A 21,246-nucleotide genomic window follows, 5' to 3' on the forward strand; every position below is an offset into this window, starting at 1 on the left:
AGCGAGGATTACGAGAAATTGAGGATAAAAATTTCTGCTTCTGAGGATAATAGTGGGGCTATTTGACGAAGAAGCAGGAATTTTTAGACCAATTTATCGTAACCGCAGTAGGGCAGTCTATTCTCGGACAGGCTCCTAGGTTGGAGAAAAACATGTCAGGTTATCAGCTAAACGGTACATCAATGTATTCAACATAAGGCTCCATTACACCAGAACAGCCTTCTGGTTCAGCAAACCCAACCCTCACCTGCTTGCCAGCAATGGCGGCGCTCAGGGCCGTGGAGTACATGGCCTTGCCGTATTCACCTTTAAGGCTGATTTTTGAGTATTTGGCACAACCTTCGAGTTTGATGTAGGCCACCCAGGTTCTTACCCGAACATGTTTGATGTGAGCAAGCATACTAGAGGACGCAGCAATATCCGCGAACAGATTTGAGTCGGCTGCTGCCGGAAAAGACAGGGCGCAAGCGGCCAGGCCAAGGCTCAGACGTTTTATTCTATTCATAATAAAGGGGAGTCCCTTACAACCATTGATTGATTATGATCAGTGCCATGCACTGATAACTCCGTGCTCTGGCACCACCTTGACGCACAGAGGCTTTGTTTTCACACTTGGTGTTTCTCTCTTTTCTTCAACGCCTGAGTGGGAATACGTACGCCACTCAAGCTTGAAGGCGTATTAGGAACTTGAACCGGAATCCGATAAACCACCGTCATTTGTAGTTGCCTACGCCGGTTTTTGAGGTGATATTCCCAGGCCGTCATACAAATTTATGGGTGTCCTTTATTCCCTTACTTTATTCCCTTTTGGATGTCCTTTACTCCCTTTTTATCGAGCCGAAAAATAAATTAACCCCAACAAAAACAAATATCAATAAGAAAGACAAAAACCATAAATTTTGGTTTCCAGCGGCTTTAGCCATTTCCATCATGAAGGCAAGAATGCCAATATTAGTAACATTCAGACTAATAAATACAAAACGTCTACATGTAGTGTTGACCGCTCCTTTTAATCTTAAAATGATCATCAGAAGAGCGTAGATAGCTGAGATACATAGGCCAATAATTGTAGTCATATTAGTTTCCGTAATCATTCACAAGCCCCCCACCTAAAACATAAGTATCATTTACAGCCGACATAGTTCCAAAAGGTGTGGCTATAGTACGCACATAATCGGAAGAATAGAAAAGAGATTCTCCACTATTTTGTAGTGTACGGCCATATGATGAAAGGGTTTTAGCACTGCCAGCTCCTATTGAACTTATAATGTCAACAGAATAATAAATAGAGTTACCGACATCATTGCCAAATATGGCCTTGTATGCTTCCTGCACGATATTCGTATCAGTAAATCGAACACCTTGAGAATAATTAGATAATCCGTGGGCTATTATCGGTGCACCAAATACACAACCAGCAGTAGTGGTGCAAAGGCCAGCACCAAAAAGTGCTTGGCCTGCTCCACCAATGGCTTGCATTGTACTAAATATGCGTTTTTCATTTTTAACAGCCCAAGAACTTAGCTGTTGTAGTTTATCTTTGGCTTGAGCTAATGCCAGATTAACCCGATCCCTCCAATGACTCTCATCATTCATCGCTCGGGAGAATGCTCCGGTTACTGCTCCATTAGCAAACTTTCCTCCCGTCGTGGCAGAAGATGTACCACCCACAATGGAAGCGGCAAAAACCCGCCTTGCACTGAAACGGGTGCCTTTATCAATCGCACCAATTCCCGGAGCCAGTAGCTGTGTGAATCCTGCACTCGCAAAGCCATTACCAAACTTCCCCCCGTTGAGGACAGACATTACGCCACCGGCAAGTCCGTGTGCAGCCACTTTCGCTCCTGTGGCTGAGGAACCAAAAAAGCCTCTAGCCCAAGCGCCTTCCTGGAAGCTGGTTCCTATCCCATGAAATACTCCAGCACTGAATGCACCAACAAAAGCGCCCTTTAAACTGCCTGTTGCAATGCCACCTGCGACAAAGCCTGTAGCAACGGCTGCTGTCGCAGTATTTGCTAAAGTCCCCCATAGGAATTCAGCACCAGGGACAAAAGCGGCGATAGCAATCGCCACAAACGGGGCAAAATCCCCCAGCAGCTTGTTAATCCCTTTAAACAACTTCCCTAAGAAATACCCACTCGGATCAACGGCATTTGGATCAGGCCCACTTCATCCAGTTGCTCATGGCCGGTAAAGCCCCGAGTGGTCAACTTGCTGTCAAAGCCTGAGGGATCTTTTTCCAGCAACGCTTGCCAGTCCGTTGGGTTTCTGCGTTGACCAAAGGGATCAAAGCTCTGACGTTGCAGCACGAAACGTGGGAACGAGATATATAAGCCCCCCAGATTCTGTTCTGTACTTTTCAAGACCGGCCCCAAGAGTTCTTTATTTTTCTAGGGTGAAATAACACAGTCTTTTACTTCACCTTCAAATCGCCATTTCACAATTATCCCTGTACTTTTATCCTCCTCAAAAAAATAAAAGCAGCTTTTTTGTAGCTTATATTTATTTTCTATATTCCCACCTTTTAACACTCGAGCAGATATAAATCTATCTGGTCTGGCCCATGTATGGGGGTCTGAGATATGCTTACCAATAGTAGTAGACATATGACTTTTAAAAATCTCATGAGGTGATGAAAAATAGCCACATGAGCAATTAGCCAATACAGCTATCACTAGCAATAACTTAATCATTTTTATTCCTTTTTTTCATTCTTTCCATGTGATACATCCTCATAACCACAGCCTCATTGCCGCGTGTAAAGTTTCCAATCGAAGCTGTAGCTGATATAGCAGCTGCTGGGAGCATAGTGGGTACATTCCATACCGTAAAATTTAAAGAGTTTGGTTTATTAAACCAATAGTCATGTAATCCTGCGGTTGCGTTCATCGTAGGAATCATGTTAAGAGCCTTGCTGATGAGCCCTCCTTGCTTTAGAAGATCAGCCCAAAAATCACCAGTAAGAGATTCATTCAAACCAATTACATTCTGGTCATAGCTATCTGGATATTGACGACCATTAGCATCAAATCTATAATCTGTTCGTACTGATTTATTTTTTCCAGGCATTGGGTCAGCTTTACGCCCAACTTGATTCTCATAATACCTTGACGCTTCCGATTGTAACTGAACGAAAGCAGCCATTCTTGCACCGTTACCAAACTTTCCTCCTGTTAGCTCAGATACAGTACCACCTACAATAGCTACTACAGTCGTTCTTCCGGTAATAGCTGAAACTTTAGTATTTTTGTAGTCAAAACCTGTCGACCCCATTGCCGCCTTGGTCAAGCCTGCCGAGATAAATCCATGACCAAATTTACCGCCGTGAAGCACACTGATCACACCCCCTGCTATAGCATGGCTGCCCGCCCAGGCGACTTTAGTTGACAATCCTGCCTTGGCAAATGACAAGCCTCCTGTCGGATTAAATTGCTGCCCTATCCCATGAAATACTCCAGCACTGAATGCACCAATAAAAGCGCCCTTTAAGCTTCCTGTTGCAATGCCACCTGCGACAAAGCCTGTAGCAACGGCTGCTGTCGCAGTATTTGCTAAAGTCCCCCATAGGAATTCAGCACCAGGGACAAAAGCGGCGATAGCAATCGCCACAAACGGGGCAAAATCCCCCAGCAGCTTGTTAATCCCTTTAAACAACTTCCCTAAGAAATACCCACTTGGGTCAACGGCATTCAGCGGATTATTCAGCACATAGCTGTAGCGGTTAAAGTTCTGGGTATTGGTCGCTGCCTGAATAAACGGATCGGCTTGCAAGAAGCGACCTAACCGTGCGTCGTATACCCGGCCATTCATATGGATCAGGCCCACTTCATCGAGCTGCTCATGGCCGGTAAAGCCCCGCGTGGTCAGTTTGCTGTCAAAGCCTGAGGGATCTTTTTCCAGCAACGCTTGCCAGTCCGTTGGGTTTCTGCGTTGACCAAAGGGATCAAAGCTCTGACGTTGCAGCACAGTCAGTTTATTGCCATCCATAATGGTATGGATACTGCCCAGATGGTCTTTTAACAACAGTTGTACACTATTTGTTGTGCTGCCATTAGCCTTTTTCGTCTGGGTATCAATCACCACACCGTTAATATACCGTTTGGTTTCCTTCTCACCATTGGGACGGGTGATCACTTCCACATTGCCAATATAATGGGTGGTGGTGACCTTGCCGTCGTTGGTCGTATCTCTGCGCCAAAAGCGGCTGCGGTCAACATTGTAGCGGAAAGCGGTAGTATGTCCGCCTTTACTGATGGACAGGGGTTTATCAAAGGTGCTGTAGCTCAGGCTACGCCCCCCACCGCTGGTCATATTGCCGTTGGCATCGTATCGGTAGCTGGCCTTATCATCGCTGGTGTACGTCACTGCGTGTATACCTGCCCCGTTCTGACCATAGGTGTAGTTGCCCACGCCGGTTTTTGACGTGATATTCCCCAGGCCGTCATAGGTATAGCGGTGGGTTTTACCGCCTGTTGTCGATGACGTTAACCGGTTCAATCTGTCATAGGTAAAGGTTTCGGTCAGGGTTTTTGCCGTGCTGCGATCCTGCCTTTGAGTGAGGTTACCGAGCAAATCCCACTGGTAATCGAGCCGTTGCAGATCCGAGCCGACGGCGCGAGTGCTCAAGGTTGTCAGAAAACCGGTATCACCGGCAAACACTTTGGTCTGGGTCAGTCCATTGAGGCTTTGTACGGTTATATTGCCTCGGGCATCCATGGCCTTGACTTCGTACCAGGTGCGCTGCGTGGCAATATCCTGCAACCGCGTCATAAAGCCACGGCTGTTGTAGTGGTAGCGGATACCGCTGTTACTGCCCGCCGCATCGTACTGCTCTTTAACCCGGCCATAGCTGTCGTAAGTGGTTCTCTGGTGGTAGGTGACCTTATGAAACGTGGTGGCGACACGGCTGAGCCTTGAATAATTGTCATAGCTCAGGACTTTTTTAAAGCCACTTTTGTTGTCGCGGGTTTCGCTGAGCAGGCCGACTTTTTTTGTGTCGTAGACCCATACCGCTTCGCCTTCTACAGCACCGTCGGCTTTTTTGTCGGTGCGCCCCACCTGACGGCCTAGCAGATCATAGCGCAGGGTTTGTATTTGCCCTTTGGCATCGGTTTGTTTCACCAGCTCACCGAGGGCGTTGTATTCATACGTCCATCGTCCTTTACTGAGGTCATCCGTGGCAATCTTGCGGCCCAGCCCGTCGTAAGTCAGGGTGGTTGTTGCTGACTTGCCGGTATCGGCGGCGGTTTGTACCGTTCGGGTCAGATTACCCTGGGTATCGTAGCCATAGGTAATGGTATTGTTGAGGGGGTCTTTAACCTTCACCAACTGACCAAGCCCGTTACGTACTTCCGTTCGTTGCTGGCCTTTGCCATTGGTAATGGTGGTGGTAAAGCCGTTGTAGTTAAACTGCTCAAAGTTACCCCCTGCCTGGGTGACTTTAGTGATACGGTCCAGAATGTCGTACTCCGTTTCATTCCAGTACACGGTGTTGTTTTCCGCAAAGGGTTCACTTACCCGCACCGGGCGGCTTAAGTTATCGTACTCGGTTTCACGCCCTAACAAGGTACCATCAAAGCCCTGGCTGATCCGGCGAATCTCCCGGCCCAGTCCATCCTGAATCATCCAGCTTTTGGCACCACCGAGGGGCCTGCTTTCCACAACCAGCTTGCCACCGGCAGCACAGGCAATGGGTGCCGATGAACAGGTATAGTATGCGGTGTCTTTACCACTGCCACTGCCGTGGCGCTGACGGATTTCCCGCCCCATACTGTCATAAACAAAGGTCGTTAACAGGCCATTGCTGTCTTGTACCTTTAATGGCTGGCCAAAGGCATTGCGTTGCAACACGCTGGAGGTGGTTTGCCCCAAAGCATTAATAGCCCGGTCAGCATACCAGCCGTTGTTCGAGTATTGTGTACGACTTTCACGAGGAGCTATCCCTTTGCCAGTGATTCGTGAGCGAACCGTGTTGCCCCAGCTATCGTGGCTATAGGTGGTGGTGAGTTCGTTGGCGTTACCCGGCTCCACGGTTTCGGATATAAGCATCCCTGTGGTGCTGTTATAACCAAAGGAAGAGGTACGGGTATGGCTGTGACTGCCTTGTGTTGTTGTAACCACGGCACGGGTTAATCGGCCCAGGTGCCATTTACTGCCATTGTTGGTATAGGTGTTGGTGGTCGCTTTGGTTTGTTCGCTGCCACCGCCTTTGGTTTGAATACTGATGGTCAAGGGGTTACTGTAACTGTCGTAGGTCGTATGAGTGGTAACGGTTTGCAGCAAGGCACCGCTGTCAAGGTCGAAGCCCTTTTCCACTGAACGGGTCAGCATCAGTTGCCAGTATCTTCCCCGGTTTTTTGCAGACCAGCTATTTTGGCTGAAAGATAACGGTTGCCCATGGGCGGTTTTGACCTCTGTAGAAACCGGCGAGCCACTATAAGGAAAGTCTTGCCGGTAGGTCGTTGTGGTGATCACCCCCGTTTGTTCATCTGTCGTCGTCAGTTTGCCAAAGCCCAACATACCACGTCCACCGCCTTGTACTCTAGCGTTGGCATAGTGATAGCTGACCCGGCTTTTAGCCTGGGTGTTCACCCTGCCCGGTTCGCTGCCCGCTGTGGGCGCAGTACTGCTGACCTGGCTAACCACATAGCTCGGGGCCATCAAATCAAACACCGGCGCGCCTTTGCCCCAGCGCTTAAATGCCCCGCCCGTACCTTTGGTGTAGACACGGCTATCGGTTAACGGTTTGTAGTCGATTTCCGTTCGGTTACCTGCACCGTTATCAATGGCCATAATGCGGTTTTTTCCAGAACCGCCTGATGTGGGAGTATGGATATGGGTTTTGCCGTTGTTCTCGAAATAGACATAAGACTGACGACCGTCGCCGTTTAAATCCAGAAACTGGATATTGTCCCGACCGTAGTAGCGGGCAGAGGTTTCCACCGGCGCATCAAAACCATTGCCATTCCAGCGCTTGACCCAGGTCTTTTTGTTTTTGACATAAAACAGGTCTTGCTTGCCATCGCCGTTGTAGTCAATAAAGTTCAGACTTTTGGCGATATCGGCGTCATGGAAAATATTGAAGCCCAGGGAGTGCCCTTTATCAAAGCCATTGCCTGTATTGAGGTAGTATTTATCATCACGGAGCCAGTCGGGAAGGGTGTCACCGTTAAGGTCAGTAAATAAAAAACTTTTGTCACTCGACAGTGACTTTCCTGTGGGGTAATGGTTATTTTGTGAGCTTTTTTTTGTATAAAGATACCAGCTACTGGTTCTATCACACCAGAAATGGCCATCACGACCACCACCACGGCGTTCAGTACCTTTTGATATTTGGAGAACAAAGTCCGATTGTCCATTGCCAGTAATATCCCGGGAAAACCCACTGCTAATCCGTTGCAAACCATCACCACAATTACCCACAAGTTCTTCTGGTACATCAAAACTGTGCACGATGGCTTCTGGCTCAGAGAACAGATAAGGATAGGGGCTGCGGGTATTTTTATTTGGTCTTAAATACCGTACTGCAATACTTCTTTTTTGAATAATATACTGACCAGGCTCAGGTTGCGCACCCGAACCGGCACTGCCAACAGAGGTATAAACCAAATCCGGCAAGCCATCTCCATCAACATCTGCCAATGTTGCATTGCTGGCGGATAACGTCGTATCAATCAACTGCCCCCCATAATCCTGACCATTAGACAGCCGTATTTTCCAGGTTCTGTCCTTGTAAAGAATATCACCGCGCCCATCGCCGTTATAATCAAACACAAACCAGTCTTCAGGTTTCAGCCCTTTTTTCAGGTAAGTACTCCGGCCTTTTTGTACCAGTTTTGTGCCATCAGAGACATAACTGACACTGTGACCTGATTCCAGATAAGCACTATAATCTTCCCGGCCATCGCCATTAATATCCGCACGTTTACCGTGTTTGTAGCCTTTTTCCAGAGAGACGGTATCAGTGGTTGTAAAGCCCTGCCCCATTTCACCCCACTCAAAGGTGGTTTGGGGGTAGCAATGGCTGGCACTACACGCCTGCACACCGGTCAGACGACTTTGGCCAGTGACGCCGTTTTCCTGATACCGCAAATAGAACTGGCGAAATAGCTGGTTATTCTGACGGACTTCTACGCGGTTTAAACGCTGGTTCAGGGAAGATCGTGAGCCTTCACTGTAAAAAGTGGCTTTATCCGTACGTTTATTGTCATAAACAAAATTGACGGTGGCTTGTCCACCTGCATACGCCACCTGTTTGATGGTGTATTCGCCTTTGTCAGGGTAACGGGTGTAGCTGAAGGTAATGGCGTTGCGGTCATTTAGCAGGCTGTCCCGCGTTTTATTAATGGCCCAGGCCATGGCGTAATCTTTGCCCTGCGCATTAATAAACGCATCACCGGTTGCCCCGTATTGACTAACACTGCCGTCTTTTCGCCAGACGGTAAAACGTTGAGGGTATCCACCTTTGCTGCCGTAGGAGACAACCTTGGTCTGGCTGTCGATTTCTGTGCGATACTCTGTGCCATTGGCACCATAACTGCCTTTAACCGCAATCAGCCGTTGCCCATCCAGGCAAAAACGATCACCTTTTGCTGACGTTTTTCCATCTTGCTCCAGGGTTTTACGACAACGGGTAATGGCGGACAGCCCGGATAGCGACCAGCCCATACCCAGATGGCCGTTGCTGTTCCCACTGTCGTAATTTAAGGCCAGCTGTGGCGTTAATCCGGCAATACCCCTCGGTAAAGGTACAGGCATGCGGTAGGTGGCGCTGCCTGATTCGCTAACACGGAATTCTCCCTGGCTGGCGCCAGGTGTTAACGGTAACGAAGAGTCACCGTTATCAATCTCTTTGTCGGGTTCAGGAATAACATCCGGTACGGGAAACTGGCCTTTTTCATCGGCGTAAAGGGTATATTCCTTACCATCGTCACGGCTAACAACAATGTCATCCCGGCCATCGTCATTAACATCACGTACGCTGATTGTCCCACTATCCGCAGACAAGTTGATACCGATACTGGCAGTGTCCTCTGAACCGTTAGTGGTAATAAAGGCTTGTTGATTATCTTTACTGGCGCTGGTGGTTGGAATAACCAGAAATTGATTGAGACCATCGCCATTAAAGTCACCCACCAAAATGGTATAGTGGGTTTCTTTGTCTTCAAAGACAATATTCCATTTTGAATGAATAGCCGCCTTTTTCTCACTGTCGCTGAATGTTTTAAAGGTTTCTTCATAGCCTGCAGGCATCTGTTCAGACCCAAGCAAATACATAAAACTCACAGCCGGGAGCGCATATGCTTGTTTATCTTGTAACCAGATGATGGTATCCAGCTCTTTTCTGGGAACAGGCACTGTCATTGTGATTCCCCCAACAGGAATATGAATATAAAGGGGCTGAAGGGCGGCTAGAAAAATGGTATCATCAACGCTTTTATAATAATGATAAGCCCCGGAATCATCACTGATAAAATTTTTATTGTCGTCAATACTGGCAAAACTTAACGCAGAAAAACTGAGCAACCATAATGACCATAACCCCTGTAAAATGGCCTTTCTTATTTTTTTCATTGACCAAATCCTGCCCATAAAACAACAGCCCACCAAAGCGCACGGAAAGTGAGATTAACGTGAAGCAATATGTATTGATTAAATGACCGAGGTGACCAAGGGAGTGTTATTAACGCCCAAGAAAAACACTGCCACCGGCTTGGTACTCACCAAGGCAAGTAGTCACTGGAGAAGCATCAAACAACACTTTTTTCTCAGTGTGATAGGCGCTTAACAAAGTGGATAAAATAACCGATGTGCCTGATTCCTCCATAGACCAGGCAAGTTGATTATTGTGAAAGCAATTACCCGTATTTGCTGGTTCTTTATCCACGGTAACAATGAGTAATCCCTTGGTTGGGTTAACGCCTATCCGTTGAATATTACTTTCAAAAGAAGCGGCAAAAGCACTTGGCACAAACAGTGAGAGGACGCTGACTAACAGCGTAACAGCAAACTTCGTGGTATCCCCCAAGTCAAACTTTAACTAGTTATTGTTATACAAGTGATACGGCAGCTACTGCTTATGAATACACCTATAATAAAAAAGGCGATGCTGGTATCAGTTTTTTATAATAATTATAAAAATAATAAGAGGCAAAAAAGCGCATCAAAATAAGTAGATATACCTAAAAATGACAAAATGCTTACGTTTTAACAATATTTACATAAAGTGACTGCTCCCCCGACTAAAGAGGCTGTCGCGAAACGCTGAAATACACCCCGCACCGTCATCCTGTACAGGGAACGTACAGGAACCACACTCTATGGAAGGCACTCTAACCACACGCGTCATGGGGGTTTAGTGATTCACGTCCTTGTGGCATAAATCCCTTACAATCCCTGTATGGGATGACGACGGCGAAAATGCTAAAGAGGGTATACATGTCTAATCAAGAAGCCAGTCTGTCAATCTTCTCTTGCTTATGCTGTAACACCAATCAAACTTTTTAACGGCGTTATGAGGATGGTGAGATAATTCTGTTACCGCTTATCGGTGACTGTCACCTTTATTTTCCCCTTTATTTTGCCTCGTGGCGTTCGCTGCTTACGAATGTGATTGACTGAATGAAACGGCCTGACACTGACTTCAGTGCTGCTCTTTTGCACGCTTTTCACGCTTTTCACCTGCTTCTGTTCAGTGACAGGAAATAGCGGATTGAGAAACGGGGTTTCCCGGTCATTGATAGAAGGTGATTTCTTTGCAGTATCTGTATCTGTGAATTTGAGCACCTTTTTAAAGGTCTTGTTGCCCTGAGCACTGACAAACACTACTTTTTTTTCGTCCTTCCTCTGTCGATAACCCTGTAAAGCAGGCAAATAGTCAGCCCGCTCCTGGGTCATTGCTGCCATGCGCTGGCGCTGTTGTTGACGAAAGTGGGCCAGGTCTTGAAATTCAGGCCGCGCGTAACGATCAACCATCAGCTCTTGCGTCACCTGTGTTTTCACAGCGCCCCAATCGGCACCAGCGGAATTGCTCAGGGCAATGGCTATAGCCATCACTCTGGCGATGATCCCTTTTTTCATAGCGCCTCCTGTTACAAAATTCAGTGACAGCAGGTTATGACAGACAGTACAAGGGATCACTGACCGGCAGGTCAGCCATACTGACAATCAGCCTCTAAAAGACAATCAGGGTATAAAGAGGTGTAGCTCTACCCGCGCAGAGCTATTCACAAATCACCGAATTTACTTCATGGTCACAGACAACACCGTATCACCCACGGCAACGGTGCCAGACGCCTTGTCCAGGCTCGCCACTTCATCCATATTGGAAATAACCACGGGCGTTATCACACTGGCGGCATTCTCGCGCATAAAATCCAAATCCACTTCAATCACCGGCTCACCGGCTTTGATTGTCTGACCTTCCGTGGCAATTCGCTTGAATCCTTCGCCCTTGAGTTCTACCGTGTCAATACCAAAGTGGACAAACAGCTCAATACCTGACGCCGTTTCCATACTGAATGCATGGTTCGTTTCAAAGATTTTACCAATCGTGCCATCACAGGGGGCAACCATCACATCACTGGTGGGATTGATGGCAACACCGTCGCCGACCACTTTATCGGCAAATACCGGATCAGGCACACTTTCCATAGGAACAATATCACCGGCCAGCGGCGCTTGAATAACCATTGTCTCGGCAGCAGCCAACCCCATGCTTTTTTTCAGAGAACCCATTAAGCCCACAACGCACACCCTCTATTCTCGTCTGTTATAAACCTGCCTGATGGTCAGTTGACCCGTATTGGCCAAACAGGTCTTGAATAAAACGGCCAGGCCGTTAAAACAGCCCGGCAGTGGTATTAGAAGCAGTCTTAAAAGTCATGCTCCTACCGCGGCTACGATAAATGGGCCTGAAAAGTCGCTTTTGTTCGTCAAATAGTCCCGCTATTCTCCCTACAAAAGCGACTTTTTATCCGCCATTTCTCGCAGTCCTCGCTACGGGCAGACTTTTAAGACCGCTTCTATACAGTGATGATTTTTGCCACTCTCATTAAATGGCTATCAATCATGTTCTGCTTGCTGATAGCCCTGTCAAGATCCGTTTTTACCACCTGCTGATCACGGACACCCACCATAACCCCGCTCTCGCCCCCAAGCAGTGTCTCAACGGCAGCCACACCTAAACGACTGGCCAACACCCGATCAAAACAGCTGGGTTTTCCCCCCCGCTGAATGTGTCCAAGTACCGTGACCTTGGCTTCGTATTGTGGACAGCGTTTTTCAACGGTGCGCGCAAGTTCAAAGACACCACCACTGGCATCGCCTTCGGAAACCACAATAATGCTGGAAGACTTACCGGCACGGCCACTGTTTTGCAGCTCGGTCATCAGGTTATCAATGTTATTTTCCTGCTCGGGAATGAGGATTTCTTCAGCGCCGGCGGCAATGCCTGTGTTCAAAGCGATAAAACCGGCATCACGGCCCATCACTTCAATGAAGAATAAACGATTATGGGATGTCGCTGTATCACGAATTTTATCAATAGCCTCAACAACCGTGTTCAGGGCGGTGTCATAACCGATGGTGCAATCGGTGCCATAAATATCGTTATCAATGGTGCCCGGCACGCCAACACAAGCAAGGCCATGCTCTTGCTCCAGATACATGGCGCCAGTGAACGAACCATCACCCCCAATAACGACCAGACCTTCAAGATTCGCTGCCTTTGCCGTCGCGAAGGCTTTGGCTCGTCCCTCTTTGGTGCGAAACTCCTCACAGCGGGCTGATTTCAGAAAGGTGCCGCCCTTGTTAATGATATTGGCAACTGAGCGCGCGTTCATCACTTCCAGGGCGTTTTCAATCAGCCCCTTATAGCCCTGACGAATAGCAACTGGCTCGACGCCGTGGTATATACAGGCCCTCACCGTAGCTCGAATAGCCGCGTTCATTCCCGGGGCATCGCCCCCTGAGGTTAATACACCGATTCGCTTGAGACGGGAATCGCTCATCTTCAGCTCTCCTCCTTACCCTTCTTTCTGGCATTTTACCAGTATAGAAGAGTCCATATGTGATTAAGCAATCGTTAGAATTTGCAGGGTATTGGTACCCCCTTCAATCTCGCGCGTTTCACCCTTGGTCAGGATAATCTTGTCGCCTGTGGCTAAAAGCCCACGGTTTTTCAGCTCAGTAATAGCATTGCTGTTGACTTCCAGGCCATAAGTAGTACCACTGTCAAAAGCCACAGACTCCACGCCGCGATAGAGTGCAACCCGTCGTTCAGTGGCTTTATGACGAGTCATTGCATACACCGGCAAACCAGAATTAATACGGGACATCCACAGGGGCGTACTGCCGGTTTTGGTCAGACAGACAATAGCCTTCACCCCTTCGAGGTGGTTAGCCGCATACATTGCGGCCATGGCAATAGCTTCGTCGGTTTTCTGAAACGTAAAGTCCATACGGTGTGTGGAGATTTGTGTTGTCGGCTGCTTTTCCGCGCCCAGACAAATACGCGCCATGGCCTTGACCACTTCATCCGGGCGTTTACCCGTGGCTGTTTCTGCTGAGAGCATCACGGCATCGGTTCCATCAAGGACAGCATTCGCTACATCAAACACTTCCGCACGGGTCGGCTGGGTATTGTGAATCATGGACTCCATCATCTGAGTGGCTGTAATCACGGGTCGATTCAAGCGGCGTGCTTCGCTAATGATATGTTTCTGTACGCCCACCAGCTCCGCATCACCAATCTCAACACCCAGGTCTCCCCGCGCGACCATAACGGCATCGGAGGCTTTAATAACCTCTTCCAGCAGCTTTTGGCTACGCACGACTTCAGCCCGTTCAATTTTGGAAAGGATCGCGGCACTGCCACCTGCTGCTTTCATCAGCTGGCGTGCCTGTTTAAGATCGTCAGCCCGACGGACAAAAGAAACGGCCAGATAATCAACACCAATCCGAGCGGCGATCTGAATATCTTCTTTATCTTTCTCCGTCAGTGCCGCGGCTGACAGACCACCGCCTTGCAGATTGATACCTTTATTGTTGGATAGCTCACCGCCGGTCAGTACGTGAGTGATAATGCGGGGGCCATCAATGGCTTTCACTTTCAGGCTCAGACGACCGTCGTCCAGCAACAGGACATCATCCACGACGCAATCATTGGACAGGTTCTTATAGGCCAGGCCAACCTGCGTTTCATCACCTGCGTCAATGGGCAACTCAGCATCAAGAATAAACTCAGCCCCATCGGACAAATGAATCCTGTTGTTCTGGAATCGGCCAATACGGATTTTTGGCCCTTGCAAATCACCCAATATGGCCACACTACGATTGAGTCGTTCAGCAATGTCGCGAACGCGCTCAGCGCGCAACCGGTGATCCTCATGATCACCGTGAGAAAAATTCAATCGGACAACATTAACCCCTGCCTCAATAATCTTTTGGAGCTGCTCTTCTGACTCGGTGGCCGGACCAAGAGTCGCTACAATTTTGGTACGTCTGAGCATGGTATCCTCTCATTCCATCACCCACTCGGTGCTCATTGATAGCATAGTCGCAGGTGTCAGTCGCTAAAAAATGAATAGTGTTATACAACAAAACCACAGGTCGTCGAGCGAGACTGTGGTTTTGCTATAGTGATATCTTCAGGTAGTGACAATGAAAACTGTCTCACCGTTACCGCTGTGAAAGCGAAAGATGCCTGCCTCCACAGGAATGACGACTGTTGGTGTTTTCTAAAAGGCAACGACCCCTAGGAGCCTGTCCGAGAATAGACTGCGCTACTGCGGTTGCGATAAATGGGTCTAAAAATTCCTGCTTCTTCGTCAAATAGCCCCACTATTATCCTCAGAAGCAGAAATTTTTATCCTCAATTTCTCGTAATCCTCGCTACGGGCGCTATTCTCGGACAGGCTCCTAGCCTAGGCTTTACGCTGTATTAGACACTTGATTTTCTGTTCACACCTCAGGCGTTCATAAAAGCTTTTGCGGTGTCCAGCATTCGGTTTGAGAAACCCCACTCATTATCGTACCAGGCCATCACTTTCACAAGATTTCCCTGAACACGTGTTTGTGTGGCATCAAAATTAGACGAGAACGAACTGTGGTTAAAATCTGAAGATACCAATGGCTCGTAGTTCACGTGCAACACCTCATTCATGGGGGTTGCCATGGCTGCCGTAGCCATAATTTCGTTCACTTCTTCAGCGGTGGTATCACGGCCAGCCACAAAGTTCAGGTCAACCAGAGAGACATTAACGGTTGGAACCCGCACGGCCATACCATCAAATTTGCCCTGCAACTCTGGTACAACAAGTCCCACAGCCGATGCAGCACCAGTAGCCGTCGGAATCATATTACAGGCAGCGGCACGGGCACGGTACAAGTCAGAATGATACACATCGCTCAGGCGTTGGTCGTTGGTGTAAGAATGTACCGTCGTCATCAAGCCTTTTTCAATATTCAGCGCATCATTAAGTGGCTTGACAACAGGTGCCAGGCAGTTGGTGGTACAAGAGGCGTTGGAGATAACGGTCATATCCGCTGTTAATACGTCATGATTAACACCGTAAACCACCGTGGCATCAACATTCTTTCCTGGCGCAGAAATAATGACTTTTTTAGCGCCGGCAGCAAGATGAGACTGGCAAGCTTCCTTGGACCGGAAAATACCGGTGCACTCAAACACTGCATCTACACCCAGTTTTGCCCAGGGCAGGTCGGCAGGGTTACGCTCGGAAAAGGTTTTAATTTCATCGCCATTAACAGTCAGCGTACCTTCACCCGCTTCGACCTGAGCATTGAAGCGACCGTGAACCGTGTCATACTTCGTCAGGTGCGCATTGGTAGTGGCATCGCCGAGATCATTAATTGCTACAATCTGAAATGCATCACGGCGGCCTGATTCGTACAGGGCACGCAATACATTACGACCAATACGACCATAGCCGTTAATAGCAATGTTAATCATAATAACGTCTCCAAACGTTTCATCGTACCGGGCAGATCCCGTTTAGGCCTAAGTAAATAGGAATTTCAGTACAATTACAGCTCAGGGAAAATACCTAAATGCCCGATGAATAAAGGTTTTTCAGAAGATGATCAAACTTTTACATCGGCGAGTTAGTTTGTGTTATTTTGCCGATACAGTTATGTCAATTTCTGTGAATAAAACACGCTGCAATCTGTTTTTATCCATTATCATCGCCAGCACCTGAGACAACACCTTCAATACATACTCAGGCGGTGCCAGGCATTATTTTTTGTTCTGGTCACTGACAGCGAGTCGAGCTTAACACTGCTCAACTGCGAAAAATCCCGATTAAACCCCCGATTAAACCATTGTTATCCTGCATATCAGTAGTGAGCTGAACGTTGCCTTACACCATTTTTCTCGCGCCAACGGTTAAATCCACCAAGCTAGGAGCCTGACCGAGAATAGACTGCGCTACTGCGGTTGCGATAAATGGGTCTAAAAATTCCTGCTGCTTCATCAAATAGCCTCGCTATTCTCATCAGAAGCAGAAATTTTTATCCTCAATTTCTCGCAATCCTCGCTAAGGGCGCTATTGTCGGACAGCCTCCTAGCATAGATAGCACAGTGATGAACCCGTTGGCGTTAGAATCCATCGTCATAAAAAAGATATTTTTCAGCATAGAAAAAATAATCATAACCGGCTTCGGAACAAGTATAGTCTTGATGGCGATAATAACGAGGAAGCCGGAAAAAAACTTCTGACACTCACAGCTACAAGCAGTAGCGCCAGCGCACCCTGGGAGCCTGACCGACAACAGCGCCCCCACCTTTGCGGGGACGGCACTGGTATAGTGTTCATTGCCACTGTCCTTATTTCAACGTGGTAATGAACTCGGCAAGATGAGTTACCGCCTGTTCAGCGCCTTCACCTTCACCAATAATGCTGACTGTCGCACCCTGCACCAGCCCCAGGGTTTGCAACTTGAACAGACTTTTGGCACTGGCCTGCTTGCCGCCTATCTCCAGCTTGAGAGTACACTCAAAGCCTTTTGCCTCTTTGACAAATTGCGCTGCAGGGCGGGTATGCAAACCATTTTCTGCTGTAATCACAACATCTTTCTTAAACATGCAGTACTCCTGATAGAACCTGAAAAACGATCAATAAAAGTCGCTTTCAGGTACTATCTTATTTAACAAAGAGCAGCCTGCGAGACTGCTTCCAAGGCCGGAACCCTCTCTGGCTCAGCGCATCAAAGACCTTTAGCCGCATTAATTTCACCGGCGATAATTTCCGCCTGAGGGCCAAGAATAACCTGCAGGTTATTGTCACCGAGACGGACAACACCTTTAGCCCCCATTGCCTTCAAACCCCGCTCATCAATACGTTCACGGTCAGCCAGGGTCAGACGCAAACGGGTAATACAGGCTTCAACAGTAACCAGGTTATCAGCGCCGCCGAGCAACGCGATATAACGTTCAGCCCGTTCACTGCCTTTAACCTCCGCGACATCATCTACCTGCAAGTCATCATCTTCCCGGCCTGGCGTTTTCAGGTTGAAGGCCTTGATAGAAAAGTAGAAGACACAGAAATAAATAACAGCAAAAGCAAGACCAATAAAGACAATACGCACAGGGTGCGTTGCCAGCCCCCAGTTCAACACAAAGTCAAATGCCCCTGCTGAAAAACCAAAGCCATGCAGAGCACCAGCCCAGTTTGTTACCACCAGAGAGATCCCCGTCAGTAAGGCGTGGATCCCATACAGGACAGGTGCCAGGAACATGAAGGTAAACTCCAGCGGTTCGGTCACCCCGGTCAAAAAGGCGGTTAACCCCAGAGACAGCAGAACACCAGCGACTTTCATCCGTTTATTTTTTGGCGCGGCCAGGTACATGGCAAACGCCGCTGCTGGCAAGCCAAACATCATCACTGGGTAGAAGCCGGCCATGAACGCACCCGCGGTCGGGTCGCCTGCGAAGAAGCGGGCGATATCACCTGTCACCACCTCACCTGCGCTGTTGGTGAACTGACCTAGCCCAAACCAGAATATAGAATTCAATACATGGTGCAAACCGAGAGGAATCAGCGCCCGGTTCAAAACGCCGTAGCTGAACTGACCAATGGCGCCGGAACTGGCAACAGCATTACCAAACGCGTCAATGCCATTTTGAATGACCGGCCAGACATAACCGGCAATGACAGCCACAACTAATGCCAAAAGCCCTGTCATGATGGGGACAAGGCGTTTACCACCAAAGAACGCCAGAAAGGAAGGGAGTTCAACGCAATGGAACCGGTTATAAGCGTGTCCCGCAATAACCCCCGCCACGATACCACCAAAGAATGACATATCAATGTCAGGATTAATGGTGCCTGCTGCCGCCGTTAACACGAAGTAGCCAACCGCACCCGACATACCTGCGGCACCACTGTCACCTTTAGCTAAACCGATCGCGATGCCCATGGCAAAAAGCAAAGGCAGGTTACTAAAAATGGCATTTCCCGCTTCAGCCATAAAGGGAATATTCAGAAGATCAGGAAGCCCCAATCGCAACAGAATTGCTGCCACAGGCAAGATAGCGATGGGCAGCATAAGCGCTTTGCCCAATCGCTGCATATAACCTAGTACATTCACTCGAAGAACTCCTTAAACATGTGTGCAAGTCGGCTCTGTTATGGCTTTTATGTCAGTCTTGGAGCCTGTCGGACTTATGCTTTCGAGCATAAAATTCAGTAGGGCGAGTCAGAATTTTCGATCAATTTATGCGAATAGTTGACCTATTTAAGCAAATTGATCGAAAGTTCTGGCCACACTTTCTCGCGCTTTCTGGATTTTAAGCCGAAATTGTCTTAAGTCCGACAGGCTCCTGGTTAAGCCTTTGGTTTTTTACTCTGACTCACATTCATACCGGGTAATCGTTTGCTGAAAGCGGTTACAGAGCAGCGCCAACTATAACATGTTAGAAAAATAAAACCTTGATATAGAACAAAGAAGCACATGAAGAAACAAAGCTATTTCAATGTAGACCAAAAACCCCCTTCACTCGCGCATTGCTCACCTCAGAAGCAGTCTTAAACGTCTGCCCGTAGCGAGGACCGCAAGAAATGGCGGATAAAAAGTCGCTTTTGTGAGGAGAATAGCGGGACTATTTGACGAGCAAAAGCGACTTTTCAGACCCATTTATCGTAGCCGCAGTAGGAGCATGACGTTTAAGACTGCTTCTCAGCTTGAAGCCACAATTATCTGGTACACAGGCGTTATCGAATCTGCCTGGGTTTTACAGGACGCTTCCGAGACAGGTCGGGGGCAGAGCGTTGACCCTGACGTCAAAGTCTGCGCCAAGACCGACCCACCCCTGTCGTTATCCCCATAAAGACTCCAACCCATTGCCGAAATGAATGCCTGCCTTCGCGACAATAGTGAGAGATCCACAGGGCCGCTCAACGCTACAACGCTACAACGCTACAACGCTACAACGCTACAACGCTACAACGCTACAACGCTACAACGCTACAACGCTAAAAAAGTATGCCTTTAAAGAAGGCTACTGAACAAAGGCATTGAGCAGCGCTTTGACCTCATTTGCCGTAGCCATAGACAGCGCTTTATCCGCCAGCGCCTCCAATGCTTCCTGACGCTGGCCCCTGAGCACTTTTTTCACGCGGGGAATAGAAGAAGCGCTCACACTGAACTCGTCCAGGCCAAGTCCTGCCAGCAGCAGCACCGCATGCTCATCACCGGCCATCTCACCACACATACCTGTCCACTTGCCAGCCTCGTGAGAACAATCAATCACCCGCTTGATGGCACGAATGACACTCGGTGCATAGTGGTCGTACAAATCAGCGATCATTTCATTACCACGATCAACAGCCAGCACATACTGCGTTAAATCATTAGTGCCGATGCTGAAAAAATCCAACTCATCAATGAGCAGGTCAGCAATCATTACTGCCGCTGGCGTCTCAATCATTACGCCAATATCAATGGAGTCATCAAAGGGGTGACCTTCCGCCTTAAGCGCCGATTTCACCTCTGCCAGAATGCCTTTTAATCGACGCGCTTCCTCAACAGAGATTACCATAGGGAACATGATTTTCAGGTTGCCGAAATGGCTGGCCCGCAAAATAGCACGCAGCTGGGTGTTTAAAATCTCAGGCTTGTCAAAACACATGCGAATCGCGCGATAGCCAAGAAAAGGATTTAGCTCCTGAGGCAAATCCAGATACGGCAGGTCTTTATCACCGCCAATATCCAGCGTACGAATAATCACCGGCTGCCTGCCCATGGCTTCAGCGACACCCTTGTAAGCCTGAAACTGCTCAGCTTCCGTTGGCATCTGAGCGCGATCCATAAACAGGAATTCAGTCCGGTATAACCCGACACCTTCAGCACCGTGGCGGGTAGCGCCTTCAACATCTTTCAACGTACCAATATTGGCACACAGCTCAAACCGCTTACCATCAGCGGTTTCACAAGGCAATGCCTTCAACTGGGCGAGGGCTTTCTTTTCTTCTTCGAGACTCACCTGCAACGCGTGATACTGCTCAAGCGTCAGCGCATCGGGATTCACCAGAACTTTGTTATTCACCGCATCCAGCACAATGTTATCACCATTAATAATGCGATCCGTAGCCACTTTAGCACCCACAATCGCCGGCAGCTCCAGGGAGCGTGCCATAATCGCTGAATGGGAGGTACGACCACCGATATTGGTAACAAATCCCTCCACTTTATCAAGGTCAATTTGTGAGGTTTCAGAAGGCGTCAGGTCATCTGCCACAATAATCGTGCCTTTCGTCACATCTTCGAGGGACACCATGGCAATCCCCAGCAGATTTTTCAACAACCGGCGCCCCACATCTTTAATATCAGCAACCCGTTCCCGAAAATACGGGTCATCAAGTTCTTCAAGCATGGCCACATTGGCATTGATCACGCTGTTCAACGCGGCATCAGCCGGTTTGAGATTGCGAATGGCTTCCAGTACTTCCTCTTCAAGCTCCTCGTCGGTTGCCACGAGAATATGACCTTCAAAGACTTCAGCTTCTTCTTTACCCAGTTTAATAGCCGCCTTATCCCGAATTGCCTCAAGCTGTTCCACCGACTGGCTCCTGGCGACTTCAAAACGCGCAACTTCTGACTCAACTTCTGATGGGTCCAGCACGCCATCACTAATATGAATATCTACCTCTTTCAGAACAAAGGCTTTACCAATGGCTACGCCAGAGGATGCAATAATGCCTGAAAACATACTTTTACCCATTT

General features: G+C 48.3%; 17 protein-coding genes. 2 read left to right on the forward strand and 15 right to left on the reverse strand.

Going from position 1 to position 21,246, the window contains the following annotated elements:
* Nucleotides 1-163: 163 nt before the first annotated feature.
* The 14 genes from V4C51_RS09000 to nagE all read right to left on the reverse strand — a co-directional run bounded on the left by V4C51_RS09000 (nt 164) and on the right by nagE (nt 18,612).
* Nucleotides 164-505: a hypothetical protein gene (locus V4C51_RS09000; RefSeq protein ID WP_330925824.1), complete on the reverse strand. Its 342-nt coding sequence runs from the start codon at nt 503-505 to the stop codon at nt 164-166.
* Nucleotides 506-818: 313 nt separating this feature from the next.
* On the reverse strand, nt 819-1,076 hold the full coding sequence (locus V4C51_RS09005; protein WP_330925825.1) for a hypothetical protein: 258 nt from the start codon (nt 1,074-1,076) through the stop codon (nt 819-821).
* Nucleotide 1,077: 1 nt separating this feature from the next.
* Complete coding sequence (locus tag V4C51_RS09010) at nt 1,078-2,118, reverse strand: hypothetical protein (protein WP_330925826.1); 1,041 nt, start codon at nt 2,116-2,118, stop codon at nt 1,078-1,080.
* A gap of 5 nt (nt 2,119-2,123) precedes the next feature.
* Entirely contained in the window at nt 2,124-2,363 is a 240-nt protein-coding gene (locus V4C51_RS09015; protein ID WP_330925827.1) for a hypothetical protein, read from the reverse strand.
* 27 nt (nt 2,364-2,390) lie between these two features.
* Nucleotides 2,391-2,693 carry a hypothetical protein gene (locus V4C51_RS09020; RefSeq protein WP_330925828.1) on the reverse strand — a complete coding sequence of 101 codons (303 nt, stop codon included), beginning with the start codon at nt 2,691-2,693 and terminating at the stop codon, nt 2,391-2,393.
* Nucleotides 2,686-9,573 (reverse strand): FG-GAP-like repeat-containing protein, encoded by a 6,888-nt coding sequence (locus tag V4C51_RS09025; protein ID WP_330925829.1) that lies wholly within the window; start codon nt 9,571-9,573, stop codon nt 2,686-2,688. The genes V4C51_RS09020 and V4C51_RS09025 overlap by 8 nt, the downstream gene beginning before the upstream one ends.
* A gap of 109 nt (nt 9,574-9,682) precedes the next feature.
* Nucleotides 9,683-10,027: a hypothetical protein gene (locus tag V4C51_RS09030; protein ID WP_330925830.1), complete on the reverse strand. Its 345-nt coding sequence runs from the start codon at nt 10,025-10,027 to the stop codon at nt 9,683-9,685.
* A 509-nt stretch (nt 10,028-10,536) separates the two neighbouring features.
* Complete coding sequence (locus tag V4C51_RS09035) at nt 10,537-11,079, reverse strand: hypothetical protein (RefSeq protein WP_330925831.1); 543 nt, start codon at nt 11,077-11,079, stop codon at nt 10,537-10,539.
* A 162-nt stretch (nt 11,080-11,241) separates the two neighbouring features.
* Entirely contained in the window at nt 11,242-11,736 is a 495-nt protein-coding gene (gene crr, locus V4C51_RS09040) for a PTS glucose transporter subunit IIA (protein WP_330925832.1), read from the reverse strand.
* Nucleotides 11,737-12,023: 287 nt separating this feature from the next.
* Nucleotides 12,024-13,010, reverse strand: a complete 987-nt coding sequence (gene pfkA, locus V4C51_RS09045) for a 6-phosphofructokinase (protein WP_330925833.1) — start codon at nt 13,008-13,010, stop codon at nt 12,024-12,026.
* A gap of 63 nt (nt 13,011-13,073) precedes the next feature.
* Nucleotides 13,074-14,510, reverse strand: a complete 1,437-nt coding sequence (pyk, locus tag V4C51_RS09050; protein ID WP_330925834.1) for a pyruvate kinase — start codon at nt 14,508-14,510, stop codon at nt 13,074-13,076.
* 458 nt (nt 14,511-14,968) lie between these two features.
* Entirely contained in the window at nt 14,969-15,976 is a 1,008-nt protein-coding gene (gene gap / locus V4C51_RS09055) for a type I glyceraldehyde-3-phosphate dehydrogenase (RefSeq protein ID WP_330925851.1), read from the reverse strand.
* Between the two features lie 873 nt (nt 15,977-16,849).
* A complete protein-coding gene (locus V4C51_RS09060) occupies nt 16,850-17,107 on the reverse strand; it encodes an HPr family phosphocarrier protein (protein WP_330925835.1) in 258 nt (85 codons plus the stop codon).
* 122 nt (nt 17,108-17,229) lie between these two features.
* Nucleotides 17,230-18,612: an N-acetylglucosamine-specific PTS transporter subunit IIBC gene (gene nagE, locus V4C51_RS09065; protein ID WP_330925836.1), complete on the reverse strand. Its 1,383-nt coding sequence runs from the start codon at nt 18,610-18,612 to the stop codon at nt 17,230-17,232.
* 568 nt (nt 18,613-19,180) lie between these two features.
* Between nagE and V4C51_RS09070 the strand changes: the two genes are divergently transcribed.
* Nucleotides 19,181-19,351: a hypothetical protein gene (locus V4C51_RS09070; protein WP_330925837.1), complete on the forward strand. Its 171-nt coding sequence runs from the start codon at nt 19,181-19,183 to the stop codon at nt 19,349-19,351.
* A gap of 25 nt (nt 19,352-19,376) precedes the next feature.
* Nucleotides 19,377-19,529, forward strand: a complete 153-nt coding sequence (locus V4C51_RS09075) for a hypothetical protein (protein ID WP_330925838.1) — start codon at nt 19,377-19,379, stop codon at nt 19,527-19,529.
* Here V4C51_RS09075 and ptsI read toward each other — a convergent pair.
* On the reverse strand, nt 19,523-21,244 hold the full coding sequence (gene ptsI, locus V4C51_RS09080) for a phosphoenolpyruvate-protein phosphotransferase PtsI (protein ID WP_330925839.1): 1,722 nt from the start codon (nt 21,242-21,244) through the stop codon (nt 19,523-19,525). The genes V4C51_RS09075 and ptsI overlap by 7 nt on opposite strands.
* Between the last annotated feature and the right edge of the window lie 2 nt (nt 21,245-21,246).

The sequence above is a fragment of the Candidatus Sororendozoicomonas aggregata genome, from assembly GCF_031528575.1.
GTDB classification, from domain to species: domain Bacteria; phylum Pseudomonadota; class Gammaproteobacteria; order Pseudomonadales; family Endozoicomonadaceae; genus Endonucleibacter; species Endonucleibacter aggregata.